The following is a 23,992-nucleotide window of genomic DNA, read 5'->3' on the forward strand; positions in this document are numbered from 1 at the left end:
GTCAACCCCTCGATCACCAAGCCTAGCGAGAAAAGAGCATTCACAAGCCGTCACGCAGTGGTCGTGGCGCGTTTGCCGCGCATGGGCAGAAACGGAACCACCCTGGGGACGCGCTCGGCATATGATCGGTAGTCTGGAAATGCCGCCCGGAGAACCGTCTCTTCGTTAATCATCCGGCGAAGTTGCAGGCACCAATGCACGATTCCGAGAAATACCGTCCACGGAGAAAAGCTGAACAGGATCATCCCGATAACGAATATCTCCTCGGTCAGATAGAGCGGGTGGCGGACGATGGAATATGGCCCCGTTGTGACCAGAGCTCTTGCACCCGGTGCTATGCTGAAACTGCGGCCGAGGATCGCAAGCATATATGCCGATGAAAGGCAGCCAATGATCATCAAAACCGTTGCGGCAAGACGCACAGTATCTGGCAATACCATTGGCGGCGGCAGGAAGGCGATCAGCAGGAAGAGGAAGGTGCCTGCCATCGCCGTCAGGTATGGTTCAACGCCGCGCGCAGACCGCACTTGGGGCATTCTCGTTAGGGTCACGACACACATCATGCCGATAAATAAGATCGCAGCGATTTCAGCTATTAGGAATACGACGCCCCTGGACGGATAGTCGCCGGTTGTCATCATCCGTGTGATCTTCGTCCACACACCTAGTATTGAATAGGAGCAGATTCCAATACGGCCGATAATGTCTGCAATAATCAAGTGTCGATTGCTCATTGGTACCCCCGCGTTGTTTGAACGCATCTTCGCACGGTTGCGAGAAATGGCAATCGCAACTGATTAAATCGGTAAATACCAACTATTGGGGATGTGACTTACACCGGCGTCCGTCAATGCAAGGACACGCGATGCTCCAGCAGCCGATCAATGCAGGCCCGGATCCGGATGCCTCGGATGATTTCGGCATGAGTAGAAAGGCACGCGAGGGCGGCCAGGATGATCAACGCGGTTCCGAGGAGCGCGGTAGGCAACGGCAGTGACCAGTCGACATAACCGGGGAGTGACGTCCCGCTGCGACCTGCTTCAGCTGTGCTTGCAGCCGCATTGGCAAGCACCAACCCGATCAGCGCAATATGAGCATGAACGAAGCGTGCCCTAAGAAACCGTTTCGGATGAAAAGAAAGATAGACGCCGAAAATCGCCATCGATGCAAACGCCGCGAGAAGCTCCCACGCTCCCATCCCCGCCACGCTAAGTAACATAAGGGGTAGGCGCAACACCGGCAGCAAAGTCAGGTAAAGCGCCCAAGCAAACGGGCGTGATGGATACATCGCCAGCAGTAGCATGCTGGCGGCAAATATTGCGCCGATGGCATAGACCAAAGCAGGTCCGAGACGAACAACAGTCAGAACCAAGACACGCATTCGCTTTTCTCCTTCGGCAGGCATCGTGGTTCTGGGCAGAATATTCGCAGCTGCTTGAGCAGGGCTTACCGCTCGATCGGCGCCCGCATGAATGACTCCGGCTGCGGAGATTTGCAATCTTCTGCAAAACTTATCCACCTTAACGAGGCGATTTCATGAACATCGACGACACGGCGCTGCGGCTGTCGCAGTCCGCGGCGTTCGGAACCTGATCGCGGCTTAACCTCAGCCACGCGGGCACCCTAGCATTTCACATAAAGCGTGTAGGTCCGGGCAGGGCGGCCGAGACTATCTGTGCCGTTCTTGGAAAACATTCGCCGGCGCGATCACAGGCACGCATCTACTCGATACTCGCCAAAACCTCGGAGATAATCGAGAATTTCGTGGCCTGCCAGCGTCTGTAGTCGAGGACGAATCTCGCGGAAATCCAGCAATCTCCGCTCATTTGGGTAGCCTGCCATCCCAGCAATCCTTGGGTTCGCGCGGCCGCCAGCAATCTGCTGGCGTGACTGCGGGAAATGACGTATTCGGCTGCGGTCAATTGAGCGGAGACATCGCCCACCCAGGTTCGTTCACCTACGACCGGTGGCAATGGCACACGCGACATGAGGTCGTGCAATATGTTGCTTCCGGATTCGGACCTCACGAACAGCGCAATGCTTTCGGGCGGGCTGTACCAATCCGGATGGTTAAACAGTCGACGTGCAATACGCGGCTGAGCGCGATACAGAATTGTCTCATCCGCTTCCGACCACCGACAGCGATCTCCCGCATCCATGCCGTCGAGCGAACGAAGGTGCCCCTCGAACCATTGCCGGATCAAGGCTTCAGCATAGGCGCTCGCTTGTAACGGTTTGGCGCGCCGATCCGTCGTCTCCACCGGCTCAAATAATTTGTAATACGCCATCTCCTTCATATGTGAGACGACGGTGTTGTGGCTGGCGATGTGGTTCTCAACGAGAAACTTTGCGAGGTTGGAAGCGGTCAAAGGGGGGCAGGACGGGTTGAGTTTCCGCTCAAAATGCAACGCCAATGCCGCCTGGCTGAGCAGCCACTTCTGCAGATCGGCCACATAACGCACTATTCTGGGAGCTCTGCGATGAATTGCCAGTAACTCGGATGCGGATTCGCGCAGAGCTGCAGCAAAGGAGGCGTCCGCCATGAGATCTTCAACACTGTAGCTGCGGCATCTATTCTGCAGTGAGGCTGAACGTAAAGGTACCGACATTTAAAACCGAAGTGTAAGCGATGCTGGCGCGGAACAATAAAAATAGCGAACAGACAAAAGTCACGGCTAGGCCAGCGACTGGCCGACCTTATCCAAAATTTGCGCACAATTCGAGCAGGCTTTTCTTGTAGATGTTTGATTCCAAAACGGGACGTCTCTTTCGGCCGAAACAAAGGACGCCATCGGCCGAGTTCTTCATGGAGACCTGCAGCCCCGCTCTCTCAGGATCGGCGATTGAATGTTGCGAGCATCGCCGCGCCGACCAGACCGGATAGCAGAGATCCCAGCAGGATGCCCATCTTCACGTGGTCCTGGACGTCGGGATCGTTGAATGCAAGCAGCCCGATGAAAAGGCTCATGGTGAAGCCTATGCCGCAGAGGGCGGCCACACCGGTCATCTGCCCCCAGCTCGCCTTTGCCGGGAGGTCGGTGAGACCAAGTTTGACGAGCAGGAAGACGGTGCCGAGAACGCCGACCAGTTTTCCAAGCAACAGGCCTGCCGCTACGCCGAGCGTCAATGGCTCCGTCAGCGTGGCTGCCGAGACGCCGGAGAAGGAGACACCGGCATTGGCGAAGCCGAAGATCGGAACGACGATGAAGGCAACGGGTTTGTGGAGGACGTGCTCGAGATGGTGCAACGGCGACTGGTCGTGGCTTGCTTCGGGTGTTCCCGGCGTCACCTTCAGCGGAATCGCAAGAGCGAGAAGAACGCCGGCCAGTGTTGCGTGGATGCCGGATGCGAAGACGAGCACCCAGAGCACGGCGCCGAGCAGCAGATAGGGCCAGAGCTTCAGAATACGGGCACGGTTCATGCCGTAAAGCGCCGCGAGCACCGCCGCGGCCCCGGCAAGCGCCAGAAGATTGAGATCGTTGGTGTAGAACAGCGCAATCACCACGACCGCCCCCAGGTCGTCGATGATCGCCAGTGCCGCTAGGAAGATCTTCAACGAGGCAGGCACGCGCGGGCCCAACAGCGAGATGACGCCGAGCGCGAACGCGATGTCCGTCGCCGTCGGTATCGCCCAGCCACGCAGGGCGGCCGGGTTTTCCCGGTTGAACAAGATATAGAAGAGGGCGGGGAACAGCATGCCTCCCAGTGCCGCCGCACCCGGCAGAATGCGGCGGCTCCAGCTGGAGAGTTGGCCGTCCAGCATTTCGCGCTTGATCTCGAGCCCGACGAGGAGAAAGAACAGCGCCATCAGCGCGTCATTGATCCAGTGCAGCAGGCTGAGCGGCCCCAGATAGATGTGAAGTGCGTGGAAGTAACCCTCTGCAAGCGGTGAGTTCGCCGTCACGATTGCCGCCAACGCGACTGCCATCAACACGAGACCGCCCGAAGCTTCGCTATCCAGGAACTGGCGAAGGGTGGATCGGATGAGACCTGGAGAGATAGGCTGCGACACCGGTCAGCGCTCCCTGTGTTTTGGAAGGTTGATCTTCAGTCTCCGTCGATTTCGGGAAAGCCCGCGGCGCACGCAGCACACGCCATCGCCTGTAAGATAAAGGGGTCGCGTCGCCATTTCCAGCGAAATCGGCCCCGATCCACCGCAGGCGGCGCAGGTCCGGTTGGACCTGCCGCTCGCCTTGCTTCTCACTGGAATGAGTAATCAGCCGGCACCATCTGCGTTTCTATCGCGAAGGTGACGATGTCGCCGAGTTCGGGGATTGCAAAATCCAGTCCCCAATCGCTGCGGCGGATGCTGCCGGTCGCCGAGAAACCGATCTTCGGGACGCCCATCATTGGGTGCTTCGCCATTGAGCCGTTGAAGGTGACGTCGAGTTTTGCCGGGTGCGTCTCGCCGCGCAAGGTCAGGAGGCCTTCGACGGTGCCGGTCTTCTCGCCCGTCACATGGATCGCCTTGGAAACGAAGGTGATCGGCTTGGCTGCAAGGAAGCTCTCGTCTCCGCCGATCTCCGCATCGAAGTTGACCTTGGTAGGCCATGGATAATCAGTGCGGACCGAAAGCGGATCGATGGTGACCAAAAGCGTGGAGGCTTCAGGTTTTTCGGGCTTCCAGTCGAGCCGCGCATCGACCCCGGTAAAGCGCGCGGTGTAGTGGGACAGGCCGGAATGGTCGAATGACCAATTGAAGCTCGAATGCGAGGGATCGGTCTTGTAGGCCCCACCCGGCGCAAGATCGGTTGCGGTGGCAAGGGCAGCGAAGGTCGTGCTCAAGGTAAGAGCAAGGGCGAGTGCAGTTGTGCGAAGCATTGATGGTTCCTCGGATGGGAAATGATGAGGTTGTCGGCTCACGCAGCCTTGTCGCGGCGGATCGTCTGGAGGCGCTCCCAGACGCGGTTGGACCGGGGGATGTCGAGATCGAAGACTGTCTCGAACGTGTCGCCGAGATGGGCGGCGCTCGTAATGGGCTCCTCGCTGAGGCTGTTCGCCGTCACGCGGCGCAGACGGTCGTTCTGGAGGGCGACGTAGCCGTCCGCCGTATGCCGCAACACCGCGAGCGCATTGGTGAAAGGAGAGCCGGGATCTTGCATCAGCCAGCCATGTGTTGCGGCCATCGCGGCTTCGTCGCTGTGGTCGAGCCGGAAATCGAAGCTTTTCGCGATGCCGAGAACATGATTATTGAAACGCAGCCAGCTCCCGTCGGCCGGCATGATGGAGAAATCGAAGCCGCGTTGGCTGATCGGCCCGGCCACAAGCGGCACCGGCTCGATGATGGCGTCCGCTATGCCGACCTCGGCGAGATAGGGACGGTCGAGATCGACACGCAGCGTCAGATGATTGCCGATGGCGATGTCGCCAAGCTTTTCCCGGTCGACCGCGCCGCAAAGGCGCGTCACACGGAAGCCCAGTGCAGCAAGCGCGGCGCCGAAGAGGCCGTTCATCTCATAACACCAGCCGCCCCGCCGCCTTTCGACCATCTTGGCGAATGCCGCAGCCGGGGTGATCGAGGAGGGCCATCCCATGAAGGCGTCCAGTGCCTCCCATGTAAAACTCATGAGATGGGCGCGATGCAACTGCGACAAGCTGTCTATGTCGAGGCGCGAAGGCCGCTCGACCCCGATCCGAGCCAAATAGGCATCGAGTTGCGCGGTTGTCAGGGTCACTGCGTTTTCGTTGGAAGTTGCATGTGTCATCGTTCGGTCTCCTTTCAAGTGGACCGTTGCTCATTATCGAGACGTGTTTGCGTTGGTTCAGGCGACCTTGCGATCGTCCTCGGGTGGGAAGGTCAGGCCGAAGCCCCTGGCGATCGAGGCGATCTGCTCGGGCGTTTCCGGCTTGCAGAGTTCGACGATCGGAAAGAAGCTTTCGAACCCGCCCGGCGTGACGACGACCATGAGGCGGCCCTCCGTCTGCCCCACATTGCGGAACCGGTGCGGCACACCGCGCGGCAAGGCGATAGAGCCCCCTTCCGTGAGTTCGACATAATCGCCGGCGCACCAGAAGCCGAAGCGGCCGGCAAGAACGCGGAACAACTCGTCCTCGCGTTCATGCACGTGCAGTGGCGGACCTTCGCCAGGCAGCACGCACGCTTCGAACAGGCCGAGCGAACCGCCGGTATTGCCCGCCATAATACGGATGACATGCTTGCCGAAGGCCATTGCCGGCATCCCATGCCCCGGCGGCGAAACCGCCGCATGATCAAACTTCTCCATTTCTCTTTCTCCAAATTCGTGCCGCATCGACCGCCGGCGGTTTCGCCCTGGGGCGAAACGCAGAAATCCGTGCCCGCTCCGGTATACGGGGCGGGCGCGATTGTCATTCGCCCGGCGGCACGGGGCCGCCGAACACCGGAGGTGTGATGGTAGTCGAGGCCGTTGAGCCGGTACGTCGCTTCTATAGCGCAGCGAAAAAACCGGCGTTCCTAAATGAATGTGCAAGCCGTACCGGGAATCCTAAAAGTTTGCTAAGGAGGGTTGGGCAAGCAATGGGGGCGGCAGTGAGGCTTGACGACAGGCTCCTCGATTTTTTCAACAGGCCGCTGATGTGCATCATCGCGGTGGCTGACGAGACCGGCCGTCCTTCGGCGGGACGCGGCGTCGGCTTCCATCTTCTGGAAGACCGAGAAACGATCGACGTCATCTTTTCAGCCTGGCAGTGGCCGCGGCTCGAAATCGGTATCCGGCAGACCGGGCGGATCGCCGCCACCTTCGTAACCCCTTCGGATTATGTAAGTTTCCAGCTGAAGGGGAGCGCCGGCATGCGAGAGATCCAGAGTTCCGACCTCGATCGCGCCGATCACTTCATCACCGCGGCGACGAACGAGCTCGAATCGCTCGGCGTCCCCCGGCATCTCATCTCGCCATGGCTGACGGCGCGTGAGGCGCGGGTCGCCCGGCTGGTGATCAGTGAAATATATGTCCAGACGCCCGGCCCGCTCGCCGGCATGCTGGCGGGCAACCATGTTGGCGCGCGGTCCCAATGAATCTGCGGCTTTCCGATCTTTCCGCCTGCTTCGAGGGTGTCATTCCCTCCATCATCGCCACGGCATCGGCCGACGGCATGCCGAACATATCCTATCTTTCCCATGTGGTGCGGGTCGATGAGGAGCATGTCGCACTCTCCAACCAGTTCTTCGCCAAGACGGCGGCGAATATACGCGCCAATCCAAAGGTCACGCTGATCCTGGTGGACGGGTTCTCCGGCGATCAGTTCCTGCTCGACATTGGTTTCGTTCGTTCGGTCGATGCCGGCCCGCTGTTCGACAAGATCGCCCGCCAGCTCAAGGCGAGCAGCGCGCAAATCGGCATGTCGGATGTCATGCGGCTGAGGAGCGCCGATATTTTCCGGGTGTACGGAATTGAGAAGGTTCCCTCGCCGGTGGAAACAGCTTCGCCGCCGAGCAGCCGGGCGCCTGTCAGCCTCCCTGATCTTTCCAAGGCGATCAAGGCGATCGAGCGACAGTCGGAGGCCGATGAGATCATCGACAACCTGCTCACCGGCGTCAAGCACGTGTTGGGATACGGCAACGCGCTCGTGCTCATCCACGACAACCATCGCGGCTGTCTGATCACGACAGGCAGCATCGGCTACGAGCGCTCGGGCCTCGGATCGGAAATCGCAGGCGGCGATGGATTGATCGGGGCTGCGGCAGCGGGTGGACAGACGATCAAGGTCAGTGACATGAGCCGTGTGCGCCGGTTTGGCGAAGCGATCGGCCTGGAGGCGGAAGGGGCTGAAAACGCGACGCGCACGATCGCTTTTCCGCATTTGCCGGCGGCGATGAGCCAGATTGCAGTTCCCATGATCGCCGGCGGCACGGTGACGGGCGTGCTCTTCATCGAGAGTCCGGAGCGGCTCGCTTTTCGCGAAGAGGACGAGGCTGCTCTCGAGATACTGGCGGGACAGGCGGCCGGCGCTCTGAGAGCCAGCGAGCGGGCAGCGGCTGTCGCCGAACAGAGACCTGCGATCAGCACGCCTGAGCCTGCTGCGGCCGGCCAAGAAATCCGCGTCGTCCATCACCGCTTCGATGACAGCGTCTTTATCGATGGCACTTACATCGTGAAGGGCGTTGCCGGCACTCTGCTGCGCCTCATGCTCGATTGGCATCTGAGCGACGGCAGAAGCGAGTTCACCAACCGGGAAATGCGGTTGACGGCCGGCGCACGCATGCCGGAGATCAAGGACAATCTCGAGACCCGGCTCTTGCTGTTGCGCCGTCGGCTCGAAGAAAAGCAGGCGCCCATCCGCCTCGCCCGCGTCGGCAGGGGCCGTGTCAGGCTAGAGGCGGAAGGACCGCTGGTCCTTGAAGCCGTCACAGGTGAATACCCATAAGCTGAGTCATTTCCCCATTTTCAGCACGGACGAGTTCGAGCTTCGACATCTCATCCAAAGACATGCGAGAGGGCCGGTTTGCGGTGCCGCCTCCAACATTGTGTCATCGCCCGCAGCCGGCGTCTTGAAAAGGCCGATCACCAATTCGTGTTCGTCATGGCTGTAACAAGCGGGATCGTCGGCTCGAAAGAGGGATTACGCGGCCGATGATCGGTACGCGGACCTTTCAAGAGGAGACCATCCATGAACCGTTCCACTCTGACCCTTGCCCTCGCAGGCTCGCTTGCCACTGCGATTTCATCCGCTGCCCTCGCCGCACCGCTGCCGGCGGAGAAAATGGTGGGCAAGGAGAAATGCTATGGCATCGCGCTCAAGGGTCACAATGATTGTGCCGCCGGTGCCGGCACGACCTGCGCAGGTACATCGACGATGGATTATCAGGGGAACGCCTGGAAGGCAGTCCCAGCCGGCACCTGCACCAGCATGAATGTCAAGGGGCACATGGGTAAGCTCGAGCCGACCAAAGGCTGACCCCTAAAGGGAGGCCCGATGCTCGGGCCTCCATCTTTTCTCGCCAAACCGGGAGAATGCGATGACTGCTTCGACAACCCGACCTGTCCTGCTGCCTGCACGGGGCGGCCTCGGCCTAAAGCCCGAGCATTATGAGACTATTCTGGCCGATCTGCCGGATGTCGGCTTCTTTGAGGTCCATGCCGAGAACTACATGGGCGCAGGTGGACCGCCGCATCGCTATCTCCAGGCCATCACGGAACACTATCCGCTGTCGCTGCACGGTGTCGGTTTGTCGATCGGCTCGCCGCGTGGGCTCGACAAGGCGCATCTGAATCGACTTCGCAGCTTGATCGACCGCTATCGGCCGCAGAGCTTTTCCGAACATCTGGCCTGGTCGACGCATGAAACGGGATTTCTCAACGATTTGTTGCCGCTACCCTACACGGAAGAAACGCTGGCACGCGTCGTCGACCATGTCGATGAAACGCAACAGGCGCTCGGGCGACAATTGCTGCTGGAAAACCCTTCCACCTATATACTGTTCGCCGACAGTACGATCGATGAAGTGGATTTTCTCGGGGCGATCGCGCAGCGGACGGGCTGTGGCCTTCTGCTCGACGTCAACAATGTGATGGTCTCGGCGGTGAACCACCGGCTCGATGCCGCCACCTATATAGATCGTTTTCCGGTCGAGCTCGTCGGCGAGATTCACCTCGCCGGCTACGACGAAACCGTCGACTCCACCGGCGACCGGCTGCTGATCGACGCACACGCGACGGCAGTGAAGAGCGATGTATTGGCGCTCTACGCACATACCCTCGCGCGCACCGGCGCAATCCCGACGCTAATTGAATGGGACAATAATGTTCCGGATTTCGCCACGCTGTATTCAGAGGCGAAACGCGCGGATGCGATGCTCGCCGCCGAAACGTTTCGCCGCGGCGGGCGCCGGACCCGGGCGGCGTAACGATGGATTTCGCAACCCGCCAAACTGCCTTCGCCGATGCCTTGCTGCATGCCGACCGGCCGGTGCCCGACGGCGTCATCAACGCACGCGGCAAACCCGACACGGTGCGGTTTGCCGTCTACCGCAACAATGTGTTCGTCGGGCTCACAAAGGCATTAGCGCAACGCTATCCGGTGACGGAGAGGCTCGTTGGTTCGGAATTCTTTCTGGCCATGGCGCGCGCCTATGCCCAGGATCACAAGCCGTGCTCACCGCTGATCATGCAATATGGCGACGATTTCCCGGATTTCATCGCAGCTTTTGAACCTGCAAGAGCGCTTGCTTACCTGCCCGATATCGCCAGGCTCGAGGCGGCCTTGACAGACGCTTACCACGCCGCCGACAGGGCGCCTCTCGATCTTGCGGCATTCAAAGCCGTGACGCCGGAGATGCTTTCGGACTTGCGGCTCGTCCCGCACCCATCGGCGCACCTGATCCAGTCGATTTTTCCGATTGGTTCGATCTGGAGCGCACATCAAGAGGAGATGGTTTCGCCGGTCTCCGATTGGCGTGGGCAAGCGGTCCTCGTCGCACGACCGGAAATGTCGGTCAATATTCATGTCCTGCCACCGCGGGACGCCATCTTTGCAGCCGCCTTGTTCAACGCCGCCACTCTTGGCGAGGCGGCAAAGGCGGCGTTTGCAGCTGCCCCCGGATTCGATTTCGGAACGGCGCTGGTCGGTCTTGTCGGTCTCGGCGCGTTCAGCGCCCTTCAACAGTATAAAGGAAACTCCACATGAAAACCGAAGTGGCCCCTTCGCACGGCTTTGGTGCTGCCGCTGCCTCCTTCGTCACACGCGCTGAAGCGCTGCTCGCTTCCGTTCCCAAGTCGTTGCCGCTGCTGGCATTGCGTTTTGCGCTGGCTATTCCTTTCTTCAAGTCGGGGCTGACGAAATGGGACGGCTTCCTGACGCTTTCATCGGGCGCACGATATCTTTTCGAGGAGGAGTTCAAGCTTCATATCTTCGGTAGCGCAGTTGCCTACCCGTTTCCTCTGACGATGGCGACGGCCGCCGGAATTGGAGAATTGGTCCTGCCAATTCTGCTGATCCTCGGCCTGGCCACACGCTTTGCTGCTCTCGGTCTGCTGCTGATGACGGCGATTATCCAGCTCACCATCCCGGATGGCTGGGCGAATTTTCATTTGCCCTGGGCGGCAATGGCGCTGGCATTAGTCGTGTTCGGTGGCGGCAAGATCGCGGTTGATCCGTTTGTCTTGCCGCGCCCCAAATGACGCGGCGACCAGACGCCTCATTTTCCCGAGGAGGTGCTCAGCTGGCATGAGGGCCTGCGCCGGACGGGAAGAGACAGTCATGAGATGTCTTCTCCGGCACGAAAGTGCCGGCAGGCTGGCGCACATCGCCCGGAAAGGCTTTAGCCGGCTTCGTCGAGGGACCTTGCCGCTTCAAGCAGAAGCTGCTTCATTTTCTCGCGAACCGTCTGAGCGCTGATAGCGACGTCTGCATATTGCAGGTCGCTGAGAATCTTTCTGAAGACGTTCTCGTCTCCTGACTCCAGCAACCCGGCGGAAATGACTTCGTCGAAATAGACGTCGAAGTCGGTTCGTCCGATGAGCTCGGCCGCCCAGCGTGCCAGCATCCGGTCGCGCCTCGCCTGGATATGGAACGAACGCTCAAGCTTCAGGATGTACTCTTTCTCGAGTGCTTCTTCACGCTCGTCGATGATGCCCATCATCGATCCTCCCGCTGAATGGCCGTCAGGCGTTCGAATGTGTCGCATTCGCTGCGCAAGTAAATTCTTGCTTCGGAAACTGCCTGCATGAAGGCCGCTCGCGCCATTTTAGCAGATAATTGTGTAGATCCAAAAGGTTAGAGCGGCATGCGTCTCGCCTGTAGGCACTTAAAACAGGAAGAGCGACCCCAGAGACAGAACGAGTGCGGGGAACATGACGACGGTTCCGAGTTTTAGAAAGGTCCAGGCGCCGATATGCAGGCCTTCGCGGCGCAGGGCAGACAGCCACAAGATCGTCGCTAGCGAGCCTGTCACCGACAGATTGGGGCCAAGATCGACGCCGATCAGCACGGCGCCGGCAATCTTGTCGGAGACACCGGCGGCCTGCACCACGCTGCCGGCAAGCAGGCCGGCCGGAAGATTGTTCACGAGGTTGCAGATTACGCCGACGAGCAGGCCCGCCACGCCGATCGCCTGCGATTGCGAGAACGAGGCAAGCGCAGCCAGCTGATCGGAGAGAATGTTCGTCAAGCCGGTGTGATCGAGCGCTTCGACGATGACGAACAGGCCGGCGACTAGCGGCAGAACGCTCCAGCTGATGCCCTTCATCGTCTCGGCCGGGCTTTGCCGCGTCAGCATCAGAACGATCGCGGTGGTGATCGTGCCGGCAACAAAGGTCGGCACGCCGAGATCCACATGCATGGCCGACGCCGCGATCAGGACAATGGCCGTCAACAGGATTCCCCATCCCGCCAGGCGGGCGCTGCGGGAGAGGGGCGGCCGCTGCGTGTCGGCGGCAAGAGTGTCTTCTGCAAGGGCGCGGCGCTGCGTCCAGTAGAGGCAGAGGAACGTGGCGACGATCGAAATGATCGACGGCAGCATGAATGTCGACAGCCAGCGGGACAGCGGCGGCATATCACCGCCGGCAAAGATCACCAGATTGGCGGGGTTTGAAATCGGCAGGACGAAGCTCGCGGCATTGGCGATGAAGGCGCAGATCAACAGATAGGGCATCGGATCCTTCACCCGCGCCGTCCGGCAGGCGGCATAGACGGCGGGCGTCAGCACCACGGCCGTCGCATCGTTGGAAAGAAAGACGGTGACAACCACGCCGACAAGATAGACGAGCACGAAGAGACGCCGGGGTGATTCTTGGGCGTAGGCGATTGCAATGGCGGCGATCCAGTCGAACAGGCCTTCGCGGCGAGCAAGTTCGGAGAGCAGCATCATGCCGATCAGAAAGAGATAAACGTCGCCGCCCTTGGCAACGCCCGCCAGAGCATCATGGGGTCCGAGCAGGCGGAAGGCGAGCAGGAGCAGGGCGCCGAAGACGGCCCAGATCGCTTCCGGCCACCGAAAAGGGCGGACGACGACGCCCATCGCAGTGAGGCCGGCGATCCCCCAGGTCATGGCATGTTCGGTCATTTGCAAATCGCGTTCGGTTGGGGCGCGGCAGAACAGCCGCCAAGGTTGATGCAAGAGCTTTTCGGCGATCGAATACATGTTTGGCCGGGCAGTGACAAATCCGTTTATCCTGAAAAGCCGCAAATGCAAAAAGCAGCAGCTCAATCGGCCAACGGAACAATCACAGCAGGATCTGGTTTAACTCGCACCACGTATCTCCGGCGGAGGTGACGATGTGGGCAGTTCTGATTGGTGCCGCTCTCATAATCGGTGGCCTTGTTTTTCTCTTGCGGCCGACGCTTCGCCGAAAGCCGAGTGATCCGCACCTGATGCCGCAAGGCGGCGCCACGCTCGAACCTCGGCGCCAAGGCCTGAGATTTCTCAGCTTGGCGCGGAACTGGCCGGCGCTGGTTGTCATTGCGGTCGGTGCTGTTTTTCTGGTTTTCGGGAGCTACTGGTGACAGAAGACAGTGTTGGCCCACTCCGCACCGCTCTCTCCCATCAAGATTCCCGATTTGCCGCCAGTATATCGCAAGCTTGTGCGGACGCCTTGAGAAGGCCTGCGGCCAGGGCGCCGAAGGCCTCGACAGCTTTCGGTAGCACATGTTCCGGCTCGTCACTGGCAGCGATCCAGAGGGCGGCATTGAGCGCGGCGCCGTTGAGCAGCCGGGCGGCTGCTTCCGCGTCGACCGGCTTGAGGGCGTCCTGGGCGATAAGGCGCTCGATTGTCTGCCTGGTTGCCTGAAGACAGCTGCTTTGACTCGGCCATTGTGAAGGATCACCGAGGACAGCAGGCCCATCGAGCAGGACGATGCGCTGGACTTCCGGATCAAGCGCCATTTCGATATAGGCGGCGCCCTCGGCGAGCAGGCCCTGCCAGTCATCGCCCGCACGGGTGCCGATCTCCTTTGCGCGCGACGCCATTTCCGTGTCGATCTGATCGACAACGGCCGCAAGCAGCCCGCGCTTGTCTCCGAAGTTGTGATAAAGCGCTCCCCGGGTCAGGCCGGCTTCGGCAGTCAGCTCATCCATCGAAGCGGCCGCGTACCCTTTTTCGGCAAAGGCTTTTCGCGCGGCCGCGATCAGCTTCACGCGATTTTCCTCCATCGTCTCGCTGCGTTTCCTTGCCATCTCATCTCCAATCTCACATACGAAACGTATATGAACTTGACATACGATGCGTATGCGGTTTACTACACATACGCACCGTATATCAAATGACGAGGCGGTGTCCAATCAACGATAAGGAAGCGAGATCGACAATGACCCGACGCGAAGCAATATTTCCGGCAGACAGGCATGCTCTTTACGAGAAACACGGCTATTCGGCCGCCATTCGAACCGGCGATCTTCTGTTCGTCTCCGGCCAGGTCGGCAGCCGTTCCGATGGAACACCTGAACCGGACTTTCAGCGCCAGGTCCGGCTGGCTTACGAAAACCTCAAGGTGACGCTGGAGGCTGCAGGCTGTACCTTTGACGACATAGTAGATGTGACGACGTTCCATACCGATCCCGAGAACCAGTTTGAAACGATCATGGCCGTCAAGCAGGAGTTTTTCAGCAAGCCGCCCTATCCGAACTGGACCGCGATCGGCGTGAACTGGCTGGCGGGCTTCGATTTCGAGATCAAGGTCATCGCCCGCATTCCGGCATGATGATCCTGCAGAGCATCCCGTTCGGTCGGCGCCTTGTCCTCTACCGAGCGAAGAGCTCGGGAATAATCATGCGCGCGTTGCCATCGCCCTCGTCCTGATCGTCATCTTCTTCTCGGCGACGGCGCCATATTTCGCGACGCCGGAGAATTTCCTGAAAATCTTCGTTCAGATTGCCATCAACACCGTGCTTGCCTCGGGCATGACCTTTGTCATCCTGGTCGGCGGCATCGACCTTTCGGTGGGCTCGCTGTTGGCCCTTTGCACGGTCATCGGCGCGACGATCATGATCGACCCCAGGTTCTCTCCCTGGCAGGCGATCGTGCTCGCTTCGCTCGCCTCGATGGGCACCGGCGCGCTCCTTGGCGCCATCAACGGCTGGGTCTGCGAAAAGTGGAAGCTGCCGTCCTTCATCGTCACGCTCGGCATGCTGAATGTCGCCAGCGGCCCGGCACGCGTCGTCAGCGACAACTCCACCATCACCGGCCTGCCGCAGCCCTTCGTCGATTTCGGAAATCTGATCTTCTGGGGCATCTTCCCGTCGATCTTTCTGATTGCGATCGTCGTCGTCCTCGTCGGCTGGTTCGTGTTGCGTTACACCGTGCTCGGGCGTTTCGTCTTCGCGATCGGCACCAATGAAGAGGCTGTGCGGCTGTCGGGGCACGAGCCGAAAAGCTATAAGATCGCGGTGTTCACCATCTCGGGCCTGACCGCCGGCATCGCCGCCATGGTCTATCTGCTCCGCCTCAATGTCGGCAGTCCGGTTGCAGGCATCGGCTATGAATTGAACGCGATCGCTGCGGTCATCATCGGCGGCACCAGCCTCTCGGGCGGCAAAGGCTCGATCGTTGGAACGCTGGTCGGTGCCTGCATTCTGCAGGTGCTGTCGACGGGATTGCAGTTGCTGGGCGCCGACGACAACATCAAGCCGATCGTCATCGGCGCTGTCATCGTGCTTGCCGTTATCCTGGACAGCTATCGCGGCCGGCTGATGCGGATACTCGAAACGCGGTGACCGATCGCTAGGCGTGGGCCTCCGAGGTCTCATGGCGGCGTACGAAGTTGAGGCAGGCCGTCAAACTCCTGCCACATGCCCCTTCATTAATTCGCAGCGGCTGCGTATGTCTTAGATCGCAATTGATTTAAGGATAATGCTGCTGCAGCTCTTGGCGCATCTGAGAAGATGCGCTGCGCTGCGGTAACCGCGTCGATGGAGATCCGATGCCCGCAATCCTGCGAAAGAAAGTTCACGGCGTATCCACGCGGGCTGAGGTCATCGACGGTGCAGAGGATATCGGCCTCGCCTATCAAGTGTTTTCCGATACGGTGATCGAAGACGTCGTCGTCAAGAACTCACCTCGTGGCTTCAAGTTTCACAATGGCAGCAACCTCGTCGTCAGGCGCTGCGAAACCGAGAATGTCAAGGGCGACGGCATCTATCTGACGAAGACGAAGAACGTTCTTCTGGAAAACAACCGCATGGGGGCGGCTCCGGGCGAGGGCGCGGACTGCTGCCAGTTCGCCTATCAGAACAGCGACGACAATATCAGTTCGGACGTCGTGATCCGCGGCAACCTCTTCCTGCAGTCGCCGACGAGCACCTCGAACAAAGGGGCCCTGGTCTGCGACAAAACCCGGAAATATCTCGTCGAGTATAATTTCATCGGCGGCAAGAACTTCTCCTTTTCATCGATCGGCGACGATGCCGTGGTGCGCAGCAACATCATGCGCGACGGCAGGATGAACGACTATTCCTTCGGCTACGGCGTCGGCGACAAGGCTGATCATGCCGGCCATCACGTCTATGACAACTGGATCGAGAACAACAATCGCGGGATCAGCCTGAGCGGCTTTTCCGACCAGGAGCTGGCCTTTCGCAAGGATATCGACATCCACGACAACGTCATCAGCGGATGCGACATTGCCTTCTTCGCCAATCGGCCATGGTCGGGGAGTTTCCGGCGCAATATCTTCATGCGATGCGGGCAGGACATGGTTCTGTCGGGAAAGGGTAAAGCCACCGCCGGCGAGATCGACGGCAATTATCATAATGACGGCAGCTTCTTGAACCTTGTGGCGCCGCCGCTCCGTTTCAACTCTGACGGCAAGGCTTCCGTCGCCTCGGGGGAATGGACATCAGAGCCCGATGAGTTCGTGATCCAGTGGCGTGACAAAGGACTGGATATCCCAGGCGCTAATCGGCCATCCATCACCGTCGAGCCCGGCATGGAATTGTCTTGCGTGCTGTTGGCCCGCAAGGGCCGCAACTGGATGCTGGCAATTGCCGAGACCGCCTATGACGCGTTCACGCCGCGTGCATGGGAGGAAAAGAAGCTGCCGTGGCAGAAGCGGTATCTCTCGATTTAAGCCAAGTGCTGCCTGCCATGCCGGGCCTGGAACCGAAGACCGGTTTTTGCCGTTGATTGCCAATGTTCCGTCGGTCCGGGAGGGCAGGACAGTCATGGCACGTCAGACGTTCTGGAAAGGATATCTCAAGCTCTCGCTCGTCACCGCCTCCGTCTCGCTGACGCCGGCGACGACCGAAGGCAACAAGGTGCGTTTTCACGTCCTCAATCGCGAGACAAAAAACCGTGTCGAAAGCCGTTATGTCGATAGCGTTACCCATAAACCGGTGGCTGACCGGGACCAGGTGAAGGGTTACCCTCGCGACGAGGACGACTATATCATTCTTGAGGACGAGGAGATCGAGGAAGTCGGGCTCGAAAGCACTCGGACCATCGATATCGAGAGTTTCGTCCCGCGCGGCTCGATCGATTGGATCTGGTACGACAAGGCGCATTTTCTGGCGCCGGAGGACAAGGTCGGCGTGGAAGCCTTCTGCGTCATCCGCGAAGCGATGAAGGCAAACGACGTCGTCGGCATTGCCCGCCTGGTTCTCTATCGCCGCGAGCGTGCCGTGCTCCTGGAGCCGCAAGGCAAGGGCATCGTGCTCTGGACCCTGCGTTACGGCGATGAGGTGCGCAAACCCTCGACCGAAATCGACGACAAGGCGGATATCGACGGCAAGCTGCTGACGCTGATGAAGCGGCTGGTGAAGGAAGAGACGAAGGATTGGGGCCCGACCATGGTGCAGGACCCGATCCAGAAGCAGCTGAAATCGATGATCCGCAACAAGCAGAAGAGCCTGAAGAAGGCGGCGCCCGCCAAGAAAACCGCACCGGTAAAGTCGACCGGCAACGTCATCAACATCATGGATGCGCTGAAGAAGAGCCTGACGGCGGAAGGCGGGCGGAAGCCGCGCTAGATTGGGGGCTTCTTCTACCGCTTCTTCTTTTCCAACGGCTTCGCCGCGGCGAAAAATCCGTCCCAGGGATCTTGCGGCAAGGCGTCGAGCCGGGTTGGCGTATTATCAACGGTGAAATAGGCCGGCCCGACGTCGGCCGTGAGTTCGCTCCATTCCAGCGGCATCGAGACTGCGGCGCCCGGCCGTGCCCGTGTCGAATAGGGCGCGACCGCCGTATTGCCGCGACCGTTGCGGAGATAGTCGATGAAGATCTTCCCCTTTCGCTTGGCCTTCGTCGCCGTCGCCAGATAGCGGTCGGGATCGTCGGCGGACATGCTGTCGGCAAGCCACTTGGCGAACCCCTTCACCTCGGCCCAGCCGGCCTTCGGCGTGAGCGGGGTCACCACATGCAGTCCCTTGCCGCCCGAGGTCTTGACGAAGGCGGCGAGGCCTTCGGCCTCCAGCCGCTCCTTCAATTGGTAAGCAGCGGCGATCACATCTGCCCACGCCACCTCGTCATCGGGATCGAGGTCCATGGTGATCATATCGGGCTTTTCCCAATTGCCGGTCGTTGCGCCCCAGGGGTGGATTTCAAGCGTGGCCGATTGCACCAGCGCCACGATGCCGTCGAAATCGGTAATTCTGAGCAGCTTCTCCCCCTGCTTGTCCTTAGGGTCGGTAATCTCCTGGATATGCGGGTTCATGCCCTTCCAGGCGTGCTTCTGGAAAAACCGCTGTCGGCCGTTGATCCCGTCCGGCAGGCGCAGGAGCGCCAGCGGCCGGTTGACGACATAAGGCGCCATGAAGCGCCAGACCTGGGCGTAGTAATTCGCCAGCCCTTCCTTGGTAACACCCTCGTCCGGCCAGTAGATGCGGTCGGGATGGGTGAGTGTCACAGCCGATTTCGGCAGGGCAGGGGCCATGGTCTTTTCCGTCTCACGCGTCACGTCCTTCGCAGGCTTGTCTTCCCGCAAGCCGCGGAAAGCCGCATGGCGCAGATTGCCATCGGCCGACCAGGCGCGGAACTCAACCTCGCCGACCATCTGCGGCTTCACATAGATCAGCCCGCGCCGCTCCTCTGATGTCAGCTTGTCGTCGAATGAATTCTCGTTCTGCGTCAGACGAGACAGTTTCTCATAGAGCATCTGCGCAGTTGCCGCCGTATATCCGGTGCCGACGCGCCCGACATGTTTGAGTTCGCCGTCCTCATAATAGCCCATCGCCAGCGAGCCGATCGCATTCTTCATCGAGGTCGACGGCACGTAGCCGCCGATGACGAACTCCTGCCGGTGCGAACATTTCGATTTGATCCAATCGCCTTTGCGTCCCGAGTTGTATTTGCTGCCGCGCAGTTTGGAAATCACTCCTTCGAGGCTGAGCCGGCAGGCATGGTCGAGCACCAGGCCGCCGCTTTCGTTGAAATGCCCGCTGTAGCGCAGCTTATCATTATCACCGGGCAGCACGCTTTCGAGCAGCTGCTTGCGATCGGTGAGCGCTGCATTCAGCAGATTATATCCGTCGAGGTGAAGAAGATCGAAGGCATAGAAGACGAAGCGATCATCGCGGCCTTCACTCAGATCGTGCTGAAGTGCCGAGAAGTCCGAGGCGCCGCTATCGCGCTCGACGACGATTTCGCCGTCGATCACCGCCGATTTCACGGGCAGGGCGGCAAAGGCCCCGAGCACCTCCCTGCCGAATTTGTCCGTCCAGTCGAGACCGCTGCGGGTCAACATCTTGACCTCGCCGTTCTCGACCCTGACCTGCAGACGGTAGCCGTCGAACTTTATTTCGTGGATCCAGCGATCGCCAGCCGGGGGCTTCGGTTTCAATTTGGCAAGCGCCGGCTCGATGAAATCGGGCATGGCGCCCTTGCGCGCACCCTTCGGCCACTCCCGTTCTCGCGGTGCTGGGGATTTGTCATTCGACGCCGGTTTCTTGGCGGCGGCCGGCCTGCCGTCTTTCGACTTGGACTTCCAAGTCGCGTCCGGATTTTCCGCCACCTCTTCGAGTTGGCGGCCGGTCTTTGCCGATTCCGGCCGCTCTTCGAGAATGTCGCCGTCGCGGCGCGCCTCGGCGTCATCTCCCTTGATCAACAGCCAGTTCTCCCGCTTTTCCCCGGGGCGCCCATGCATGCGCACGAGGTGCCAGCGACCCTTCAGCTTCTCGCCGTCGAGCTCGAATTCCATATGGCCCTCGCGATAGTCCTTCTGCGCATCGCCGAGCGGCGTCCACGTGCCGCGATCCCAGACGATGACAGTGCCGCCGCCATATTGTCCCTTTGGAATGATGCCTTCGAAATCGCCGTAGGACAGCGGGTGGTCTTCAACGTGTACGGCAAGACGCTTGTCCTCCGGGTTGAGACTCGGGCCTTTGGTGACAGCCCAGCTCTTCAGCACGCCATCCATCTCCAGCCTGAAGTCGTAGTGCAGCCTCGTTGCGTCATGCTTCTGAATGACGAAACTGTTGCCGCTCGCGCGGCCTTTGAGGCCGCGCGGCTCCGGAGTGAGTTTGAAATTGCGCTTCGCCTGATAGGTCTCGAGGGCCATCTCAGCCTGCCTTCTTCCTTTGGCTGTCGCCGCGCCCCGGAGCCTTCTTTTTTGCCGGAGCCTTCTGCGCCGCCTTGCCGCTCAGCTTGGCGCTTTGGCGCAGCGCCTCCATCAGGTCGACGACCTTGCCTTCGGGCGCCGGTTTCTTCTTGGGTGGCGCCCGGCCTTCGATCTTCGCCTTCACCAGTTCGACGAGTGCCGCTTCGTAGCGATCCTCATAGGCGCTCGGGTCGAAGCTGCCACGCCTGGTTTCGATGATGTGACCGGCGAGTTCGAGCATTTCCTTGTCGAACTTGATGTCGGGAATGTCTTTGAAGACCGCGTCAGCCGAGCGCACCTCATAGTCGAAGTTCAGCATAGTGGCGATGATGTGGCCATCATTAGGCCGGATCAGCAACGTTCGATTCCGCCGGAAAAGCACGGCTTCGGCGAGCGCCGCGACCTTGCTGTCGCGCATACTGCGGACGATCAGCGACAGCGCTTCTTCATCATGTTCGCCGACGGGCGCGAGGTAATAGGGACGATCGAAATAGAGCTTGTCGATATCGTCATAGCCGATGAAAGCTTTGACGTTGAGCACCTTGTGACTTTCCGGCATGATCTCCGCGATCTCGTCGCCTTCTATGACGATATAGTCGCCACTCTCCATCTGGTAGCCCTTCACCTGATCGTCCCGCTCGACCGGTTTGCCGGACTCGCTGTCGACGAATTGCCGTTCCACCCGATGGCCGGTCCTGCGGTTGATGATGTTGAAGGAAACGCGGTCGGAGGAGGAGATGGCGGTATAGAGCCCTACAGCGCAAGCAAGGTCGCCCACCTTCAGATGACCTTTCCAGCTTGCCCGCGCGGTCATGCCATCCTCCGCTGAAAATCACAGACGACCGTTGCTCTTGTCGGTTTCGAGCTCCTGGAACGCCCATCCGCCATCGGGCGAGGGATATGCAAGCAACGCGTCGCCGTCGCCGATTTTCTGACGTGACGCAGCATCCTTGGCGTGGACAATCGCTTCCTCGGCCGTCGCATAGGTTTCCGACAGCGTGTCGCCGAGCTTGTAAGCCCAGCCATTGTCATGCGGCACAACCTGATAGGTGATATCGGCCATTTCGGATCTCCTCTTTGCAGTTCGATGGGGAGTTATGATGTCGGCTGAAAACCGCGCACAGTTTTCGGCACTACCCCTGGTTCCGATTTGGTTTGCGCCTTTCGTCAAGCGCGATGATTTTCTCCAGGGAGGCGATGTCCTCACTGGTGACGACGGGGACCGGATCGGACGCGATCGCCTCCAGCACCTCCTGCGAGATGGCGCCGTTGCGGATCGCCCATTCCAGCGTCTCGCGCGTTTCCCGCTCGGCCTTCAGCTGTGCATAGAGCGCGACGATCAGCCGGTCGCGGGCGTCCATCCGCCGGTCCTGACGATGCATGTTGCGGGCATGCGGCATCGCTGTGCACCTTTGTCACTGATCTCGTTCAGGTGTAATCAACCGATGACGGATCGAAAGGTTCCGTTAGCAGGCGTTGCGGCGCCGTTGCGGGCCGCGGCGCAACTCGCTATCTCTGCGAGGCTATTCTCAGAGGATTTCTTCATGGCCGATCTCAAGGCACGCCCCCGTCCGACCGGCGCCATCGCCACCCTCGGCCGCAGCGGCTTTCCGCATGTCACGTCCACCACCAAGGGTGAGATCGATATCGTCACCGCCCCCTCTCAGCCGGGCTTCAGCCCGCTCGATCTGCTCTATGCCTCGCTCTCGGCTTGTCTCGTGCTCAGCGCCCGCATTGCAGCCAGTCAGATGGGGGTTCTCGACAGGATCAGCGAGATCACGGCCGATGTCACCGGTGAGAAGGCGGCGGAAGGGCTCTCACGTGTTGCGAAATTCAACATCGTCTTCTCGATCAAGGGCGATGTCGATGAAGAGACCCGCCGCAAGATCGTCGACGCCGCCGAAGACGAGATCTGCACAGTCAGCAACACCATCCGCGGCACTCCCGAATTCTCGACCGTCATATCGAAACAAGACTGATCTTCACAAACATTATAGACAATTGCGGCCGGAGGATTGCGCGAGTTATGTCCGGCTTCTATGCTCGGGGCATCGAAGCAACTGTGCCGGCCATCATGCAGCCCAAGCCTCTGTCGATGTCTGACCAGCCCGTCGTCGCCATCATCGGCGGTGGTGTCTCCGGCGCGGGCGTCGCCTATCATCTCGCCCGTGCAAACGTTGGCGAGCGTCCTGTAATCATGGTCTTCGAGCCGCGGGCGGAGCTCGGCCGCGGTCTTGCCTATGACACGGACGACCCGACCCATCGCATCAATGTTCCCGCCGCCAAGATGAGCCTGCAGCCCGATGATCTGGGCGAGTTCCAGGCCTGGATCGAAGCCCGCGACGCCGTCGCGGACGATCCCGGGGCGAGGCAACCGGACGGCATGCTCTTCCCCCGGCGCCGGCTCTTCGGCGAATATGTCGCCTCCCTTTTGAAGCCATTGCTGGAAGAAGGTGTCGTGCTCCACAACCGCGCCCGCGTGACCGGTCTCCAGCGCCGGGGCGGCCGCTGGTCGATCCAGGACGACAAAGGCGGGGTCGCCGAGGCCGATATAGTTGCGATCGCCACCAGCCATCCGCCGCCTGCAGCGCCCGGCCGGCTTGCCGCCAGCTTGGCGGCCCATCCCCGCTTCGTCGCCGACACCACCAAGCCGGGCGCGCTCGGCGTGATCGGCCGGCATGACCGGGTGCTGGTCATCGGCAATGGCCTGACCGCCGCCGATGTCATCGCCTCGCTCGCTGAACGCGGACATCGCGGTCCGGTGACGGCAATCTCGCGCCGCGGTCTTCGCTCGCGCGGGCATGCACCGATGCCGCAGCCGCTCTTCGGCGAGTTCATCTCCGATGCGGCGCATTCCGCCGTTTCACTGTTGAGAAGAATCCGCGCCGCCATAAGAGCTGCGGAAGCGCAGGGCATAAGCTGGCATGGCGTGATCGATCAGGTGCGGGCGCAGGGACACGATCTCTGGCAGGCGCTGCCGATTGCCGAACGGCGCCGTATTGTCCGACATCTGCGCCCCTATTGGGATGTGCATCGGTTCCGCATCGCGCCGCAGGTGGAAGCCGTGCTCGACGCGGCGATTGCCGCCGGCCGTCTGGAGATCGTTGCCGGGTCGGTCGCCGATGCGCGCATTGAAGGTGAGCTTGTTCTTTGCACCCTGCAGCCGCGCTATCAACGTCAGCCGTTGGAGCGGAGCTATGACGCCGTCGTCGTCACCACCGGCCCGGCGCATGGCGGCATTCTCGAAACCCAGCCTTGGCTCGCGGCGCTTGCCGCAAACGGCCACCTGTCACTTGATCCCACAGGCCTCGGCCTTGCCTGCACCGAGCAGTCGGAGGCGATCGGCCCCTCGGGCAAGGCGGAGTCTTCGTTATTGATCTCCGGCCCGTTGGCCCGCGGCACTTTCGGCGAACTGATGGGTCTGCCGCAGGTGACCGAGCATGCCTTCTTTGTTGCAGGGGAAATCGCCGCAAAGCTGCGGCAGGCCGCGACGAACACCCACCCGGCCTGATTTTCCGTTCTGATGTCGTTCTTCGACTGTCGCCGGCGGTCG

At 60.4% G+C, this 23,992-nt stretch carries 27 protein-coding genes; 13 read left to right on the forward strand and 14 right to left on the reverse strand.

The window, feature by feature from the left end; all coding sequences use genetic code 11:
• Positions 1-50 precede the first annotated feature (50 nt).
• The 7 genes from FHT70_RS15170 to FHT70_RS15200 all read right to left on the reverse strand — a co-directional run bounded on the left by FHT70_RS15170 (position 51) and on the right by FHT70_RS15200 (position 6,224).
• Positions 51-734, reverse strand: a complete 684-nt coding sequence (locus tag FHT70_RS15170) for an isoprenylcysteine carboxylmethyltransferase family protein (RefSeq protein WP_183702580.1) — start codon at positions 732-734, stop codon at positions 51-53.
• Between the two features lie 113 nt (positions 735-847).
• Complete coding sequence (locus tag FHT70_RS15175) at positions 848-1,381, reverse strand: hypothetical protein (RefSeq protein WP_085776882.1); 534 nt, start codon at positions 1,379-1,381, stop codon at positions 848-850.
• A 340-nt stretch (positions 1,382-1,721) separates the two neighbouring features.
• Positions 1,722-2,543: a hypothetical protein gene (locus FHT70_RS15180; RefSeq protein WP_183702582.1), complete on the reverse strand. Its 822-nt coding sequence runs from the start codon at positions 2,541-2,543 to the stop codon at positions 1,722-1,724.
• A 287-nt stretch (positions 2,544-2,830) separates the two neighbouring features.
• Positions 2,831-4,012, reverse strand: coding sequence for a Na+/H+ antiporter NhaA (gene nhaA / locus FHT70_RS15185; RefSeq protein ID WP_183702585.1), 1,182 nt, complete (start codon positions 4,010-4,012; stop codon positions 2,831-2,833).
• A gap of 188 nt (positions 4,013-4,200) precedes the next feature.
• On the reverse strand, positions 4,201-4,821 hold the full coding sequence (locus FHT70_RS15190) for a YceI family protein (RefSeq protein ID WP_183702588.1): 621 nt from the start codon (positions 4,819-4,821) through the stop codon (positions 4,201-4,203).
• 38 nt (positions 4,822-4,859) lie between these two features.
• Positions 4,860-5,705: an arylamine N-acetyltransferase gene (locus tag FHT70_RS15195; protein WP_183702591.1), complete on the reverse strand. Its 846-nt coding sequence runs from the start codon at positions 5,703-5,705 to the stop codon at positions 4,860-4,862.
• Between the two features lie 57 nt (positions 5,706-5,762).
• On the reverse strand, positions 5,763-6,224 hold the full coding sequence (locus FHT70_RS15200) for a cupin domain-containing protein (protein WP_085776887.1): 462 nt from the start codon (positions 6,222-6,224) through the stop codon (positions 5,763-5,765).
• Between the two features lie 272 nt (positions 6,225-6,496).
• Here FHT70_RS15200 and FHT70_RS15205 point away from each other — a divergent pair, with 272 nt between their 5' ends.
• The 6 genes from FHT70_RS15205 (at position 6,497) to FHT70_RS15230 (ending at position 11,096) form a co-directional block, all read left to right on the forward strand.
• Complete coding sequence (locus FHT70_RS15205; protein ID WP_085776888.1) at positions 6,497-6,994, forward strand: pyridoxamine 5'-phosphate oxidase family protein; 498 nt, start codon at positions 6,497-6,499, stop codon at positions 6,992-6,994.
• Positions 6,991-8,343: a GAF domain-containing protein gene (locus FHT70_RS15210; protein ID WP_085776889.1), complete on the forward strand. Its 1,353-nt coding sequence runs from the start codon at positions 6,991-6,993 to the stop codon at positions 8,341-8,343. Before FHT70_RS15205 ends, FHT70_RS15210 begins: the two co-directional genes overlap by 4 nt.
• 243 nt (positions 8,344-8,586) lie before the next feature.
• The gene (locus FHT70_RS15215; RefSeq protein WP_183702594.1) at positions 8,587-8,874 is read left to right on the forward strand and encodes a DUF2282 domain-containing protein; all 288 of its coding nucleotides are present in this window, start codon (positions 8,587-8,589) and stop codon (positions 8,872-8,874) included.
• 61 nt (positions 8,875-8,935) lie between these two features.
• Entirely contained in the window at positions 8,936-9,823 is an 888-nt protein-coding gene (locus tag FHT70_RS15220; RefSeq protein ID WP_085776891.1) for a DUF692 domain-containing protein, read from the forward strand.
• Positions 9,824-9,825: 2 nt separating this feature from the next.
• Positions 9,826-10,602, forward strand: coding sequence for a DNA-binding domain-containing protein (locus FHT70_RS15225; RefSeq protein ID WP_183702597.1), 777 nt, complete (start codon positions 9,826-9,828; stop codon positions 10,600-10,602).
• Positions 10,599-11,096: a DoxX family protein gene (locus tag FHT70_RS15230; RefSeq protein ID WP_183702600.1), complete on the forward strand. Its 498-nt coding sequence runs from the start codon at positions 10,599-10,601 to the stop codon at positions 11,094-11,096. The genes FHT70_RS15225 and FHT70_RS15230 overlap by 4 nt, the downstream gene beginning before the upstream one ends.
• A 140-nt stretch (positions 11,097-11,236) precedes the next feature.
• Here FHT70_RS15230 and FHT70_RS15235 read toward each other — a convergent pair whose 3' ends face one another.
• Positions 11,237-11,554 (reverse strand): DUF1476 domain-containing protein, encoded by a 318-nt coding sequence (locus FHT70_RS15235; protein ID WP_183702603.1) that lies wholly within the window; start codon positions 11,552-11,554, stop codon positions 11,237-11,239.
• Between the two features lie 168 nt (positions 11,555-11,722).
• Positions 11,723-12,979: an arsenic transporter gene (locus tag FHT70_RS15240; protein ID WP_183702606.1), complete on the reverse strand. Its 1,257-nt coding sequence runs from the start codon at positions 12,977-12,979 to the stop codon at positions 11,723-11,725.
• A gap of 212 nt (positions 12,980-13,191) precedes the next feature.
• Between FHT70_RS15240 and FHT70_RS30325 the strand changes: the two genes are divergently transcribed.
• Positions 13,192-13,419, forward strand: coding sequence for a hypothetical protein (locus FHT70_RS30325; protein ID WP_184457179.1), 228 nt, complete (start codon positions 13,192-13,194; stop codon positions 13,417-13,419).
• A 40-nt stretch (positions 13,420-13,459) separates the two neighbouring features.
• On the opposite strand, the gene FHT70_RS15245 is transcribed toward FHT70_RS30325, so the two are convergent.
• Positions 13,460-14,089 (reverse strand): TetR/AcrR family transcriptional regulator, encoded by a 630-nt coding sequence (locus FHT70_RS15245; RefSeq protein ID WP_183702609.1) that lies wholly within the window; start codon positions 14,087-14,089, stop codon positions 13,460-13,462.
• 131 nt (positions 14,090-14,220) lie between these two features.
• Here FHT70_RS15245 and FHT70_RS15250 point away from each other — a divergent pair, with 131 nt between their 5' ends.
• From FHT70_RS15250 to FHT70_RS15265, 4 genes are all read left to right on the forward strand, one after another.
• Positions 14,221-14,613: a RidA family protein gene (locus FHT70_RS15250; protein WP_183702611.1), complete on the forward strand. Its 393-nt coding sequence runs from the start codon at positions 14,221-14,223 to the stop codon at positions 14,611-14,613.
• An 82-nt stretch (positions 14,614-14,695) separates the two neighbouring features.
• The gene (locus FHT70_RS15255) at positions 14,696-15,625 is read left to right on the forward strand and encodes an ABC transporter permease (RefSeq protein ID WP_183702780.1); all 930 of its coding nucleotides are present in this window, start codon (positions 14,696-14,698) and stop codon (positions 15,623-15,625) included.
• A 206-nt stretch (positions 15,626-15,831) separates the two neighbouring features.
• Entirely contained in the window at positions 15,832-16,977 is a 1,146-nt protein-coding gene (locus FHT70_RS15260; protein WP_183702614.1) for a right-handed parallel beta-helix repeat-containing protein, read from the forward strand.
• A gap of 94 nt (positions 16,978-17,071) precedes the next feature.
• Positions 17,072-17,875, forward strand: a complete 804-nt coding sequence (locus FHT70_RS15265) for a Ku protein (protein ID WP_183702617.1) — start codon at positions 17,072-17,074, stop codon at positions 17,873-17,875.
• A gap of 14 nt (positions 17,876-17,889) precedes the next feature.
• Here FHT70_RS15265 and ligD read toward each other — a convergent pair whose 3' ends face one another.
• The 4 genes from ligD to FHT70_RS15285 all read right to left on the reverse strand — a co-directional run bounded on the left by ligD (position 17,890) and on the right by FHT70_RS15285 (position 21,839).
• On the reverse strand, positions 17,890-20,400 hold the full coding sequence (gene ligD, locus FHT70_RS15270; RefSeq protein WP_183702620.1) for a DNA ligase D: 2,511 nt from the start codon (positions 20,398-20,400) through the stop codon (positions 17,890-17,892).
• Position 20,401: 1 nt separating this feature from the next.
• Complete coding sequence (locus tag FHT70_RS15275) at positions 20,402-21,253, reverse strand: Ku protein (protein ID WP_183702623.1); 852 nt, start codon at positions 21,251-21,253, stop codon at positions 20,402-20,404.
• Positions 21,254-21,271: 18 nt separating this feature from the next.
• Positions 21,272-21,502 (reverse strand): DUF2188 domain-containing protein, encoded by a 231-nt coding sequence (locus tag FHT70_RS15280; RefSeq protein ID WP_077992584.1) that lies wholly within the window; start codon positions 21,500-21,502, stop codon positions 21,272-21,274.
• Between the two features lie 70 nt (positions 21,503-21,572).
• On the reverse strand, positions 21,573-21,839 hold the full coding sequence (locus FHT70_RS15285; protein ID WP_183702626.1) for a hypothetical protein: 267 nt from the start codon (positions 21,837-21,839) through the stop codon (positions 21,573-21,575).
• A 144-nt stretch (positions 21,840-21,983) separates the two neighbouring features.
• Here FHT70_RS15285 and FHT70_RS15290 point away from each other — a divergent pair, with 144 nt between their 5' ends.
• Both FHT70_RS15290 and FHT70_RS15295 read left to right on the forward strand, forming a co-directional pair.
• Entirely contained in the window at positions 21,984-22,418 is a 435-nt protein-coding gene (locus tag FHT70_RS15290) for an OsmC family protein (protein ID WP_183702629.1), read from the forward strand.
• Positions 22,419-22,465: 47 nt separating this feature from the next.
• Complete coding sequence (locus FHT70_RS15295) at positions 22,466-23,950, forward strand: FAD/NAD(P)-binding protein (RefSeq protein ID WP_183702632.1); 1,485 nt, start codon at positions 22,466-22,468, stop codon at positions 23,948-23,950.
• Positions 23,951-23,992 lie beyond the last annotated feature (42 nt).

Origin of the sequence: Rhizobium sp. BK049 (assembly GCF_014193135.1) — a bacterium.
In the GTDB taxonomy this organism is placed as follows: Bacteria; Pseudomonadota; Alphaproteobacteria; order Rhizobiales; family Rhizobiaceae; genus Rhizobium.

Excerpts from the sequence above, each read along its gene's own strand:
- FHT70_RS15170 (WP_183702580.1), bottom strand. The coding sequence starts at position 734 with ATGAGCAATCGACACTTGATTATTGCAGACATTATCGGCCGTATTGGA.
- FHT70_RS15175 (WP_085776882.1), bottom strand. The coding sequence starts at position 1,381 with ATGCGTGTCTTGGTTCTGACTGTTGTTCGTCTCGGACCTGCTTTGGTC.
- FHT70_RS15180 (WP_183702582.1), bottom strand. The coding sequence starts at position 2,543 with ATGGCGGACGCCTCCTTTGCTGCAGCTCTGCGCGAATCCGCATCCGAG.
- FHT70_RS15190 (WP_183702588.1), bottom strand. The coding sequence starts at position 4,821 with ATGCTTCGCACAACTGCACTCGCCCTTGCTCTTACCTTGAGCACGACC.
- FHT70_RS15195 (WP_183702591.1), bottom strand. The coding sequence starts at position 5,705 with ATGACACATGCAACTTCCAACGAAAACGCAGTGACCCTGACAACCGCG.
- FHT70_RS15200 (WP_085776887.1), bottom strand. The coding sequence starts at position 6,224 with ATGGAGAAGTTTGATCATGCGGCGGTTTCGCCGCCGGGGCATGGGATG.
- FHT70_RS15205 (WP_085776888.1), top strand. The coding sequence starts at position 6,497 with ATGGGGGCGGCAGTGAGGCTTGACGACAGGCTCCTCGATTTTTTCAAC.
- FHT70_RS15210 (WP_085776889.1), top strand. The coding sequence starts at position 6,991 with ATGAATCTGCGGCTTTCCGATCTTTCCGCCTGCTTCGAGGGTGTCATT.
- FHT70_RS15215 (WP_183702594.1), top strand. The coding sequence starts at position 8,587 with ATGAACCGTTCCACTCTGACCCTTGCCCTCGCAGGCTCGCTTGCCACT.
- FHT70_RS15220 (WP_085776891.1), top strand. The coding sequence starts at position 8,936 with ATGACTGCTTCGACAACCCGACCTGTCCTGCTGCCTGCACGGGGCGGC.
- FHT70_RS15225 (WP_183702597.1), top strand. The coding sequence starts at position 9,826 with ATGGATTTCGCAACCCGCCAAACTGCCTTCGCCGATGCCTTGCTGCAT.
- FHT70_RS15230 (WP_183702600.1), top strand. The coding sequence starts at position 10,599 with ATGAAAACCGAAGTGGCCCCTTCGCACGGCTTTGGTGCTGCCGCTGCC.
- FHT70_RS15235 (WP_183702603.1), bottom strand. The coding sequence starts at position 11,554 with ATGGGCATCATCGACGAGCGTGAAGAAGCACTCGAGAAAGAGTACATC.
- FHT70_RS15240 (WP_183702606.1), bottom strand. The coding sequence starts at position 12,979 with ATGACCGAACATGCCATGACCTGGGGGATCGCCGGCCTCACTGCGATG.
- FHT70_RS30325 (WP_184457179.1), top strand. The coding sequence starts at position 13,192 with ATGTGGGCAGTTCTGATTGGTGCCGCTCTCATAATCGGTGGCCTTGTT.
- FHT70_RS15245 (WP_183702609.1), bottom strand. The coding sequence starts at position 14,089 with ATGGCAAGGAAACGCAGCGAGACGATGGAGGAAAATCGCGTGAAGCTG.
- FHT70_RS15250 (WP_183702611.1), top strand. The coding sequence starts at position 14,221 with ATGACCCGACGCGAAGCAATATTTCCGGCAGACAGGCATGCTCTTTAC.
- FHT70_RS15260 (WP_183702614.1), top strand. The coding sequence starts at position 15,832 with ATGCCCGCAATCCTGCGAAAGAAAGTTCACGGCGTATCCACGCGGGCT.
- FHT70_RS15265 (WP_183702617.1), top strand. The coding sequence starts at position 17,072 with ATGGCACGTCAGACGTTCTGGAAAGGATATCTCAAGCTCTCGCTCGTC.
- ligD (WP_183702620.1), bottom strand. The coding sequence starts at position 20,400 with ATGGCCCTCGAGACCTATCAGGCGAAGCGCAATTTCAAACTCACTCCG.
- FHT70_RS15275 (WP_183702623.1), bottom strand. The coding sequence starts at position 21,253 with ATGACCGCGCGGGCAAGCTGGAAAGGTCATCTGAAGGTGGGCGACCTT.
- FHT70_RS15280 (WP_077992584.1), bottom strand. The coding sequence starts at position 21,502 with ATGGCCGATATCACCTATCAGGTTGTGCCGCATGACAATGGCTGGGCT.
- FHT70_RS15285 (WP_183702626.1), bottom strand. The coding sequence starts at position 21,839 with ATGCCGCATGCCCGCAACATGCATCGTCAGGACCGGCGGATGGACGCC.
- FHT70_RS15290 (WP_183702629.1), top strand. The coding sequence starts at position 21,984 with ATGGCCGATCTCAAGGCACGCCCCCGTCCGACCGGCGCCATCGCCACC.
- FHT70_RS15295 (WP_183702632.1), top strand. The coding sequence starts at position 22,466 with ATGTCCGGCTTCTATGCTCGGGGCATCGAAGCAACTGTGCCGGCCATC.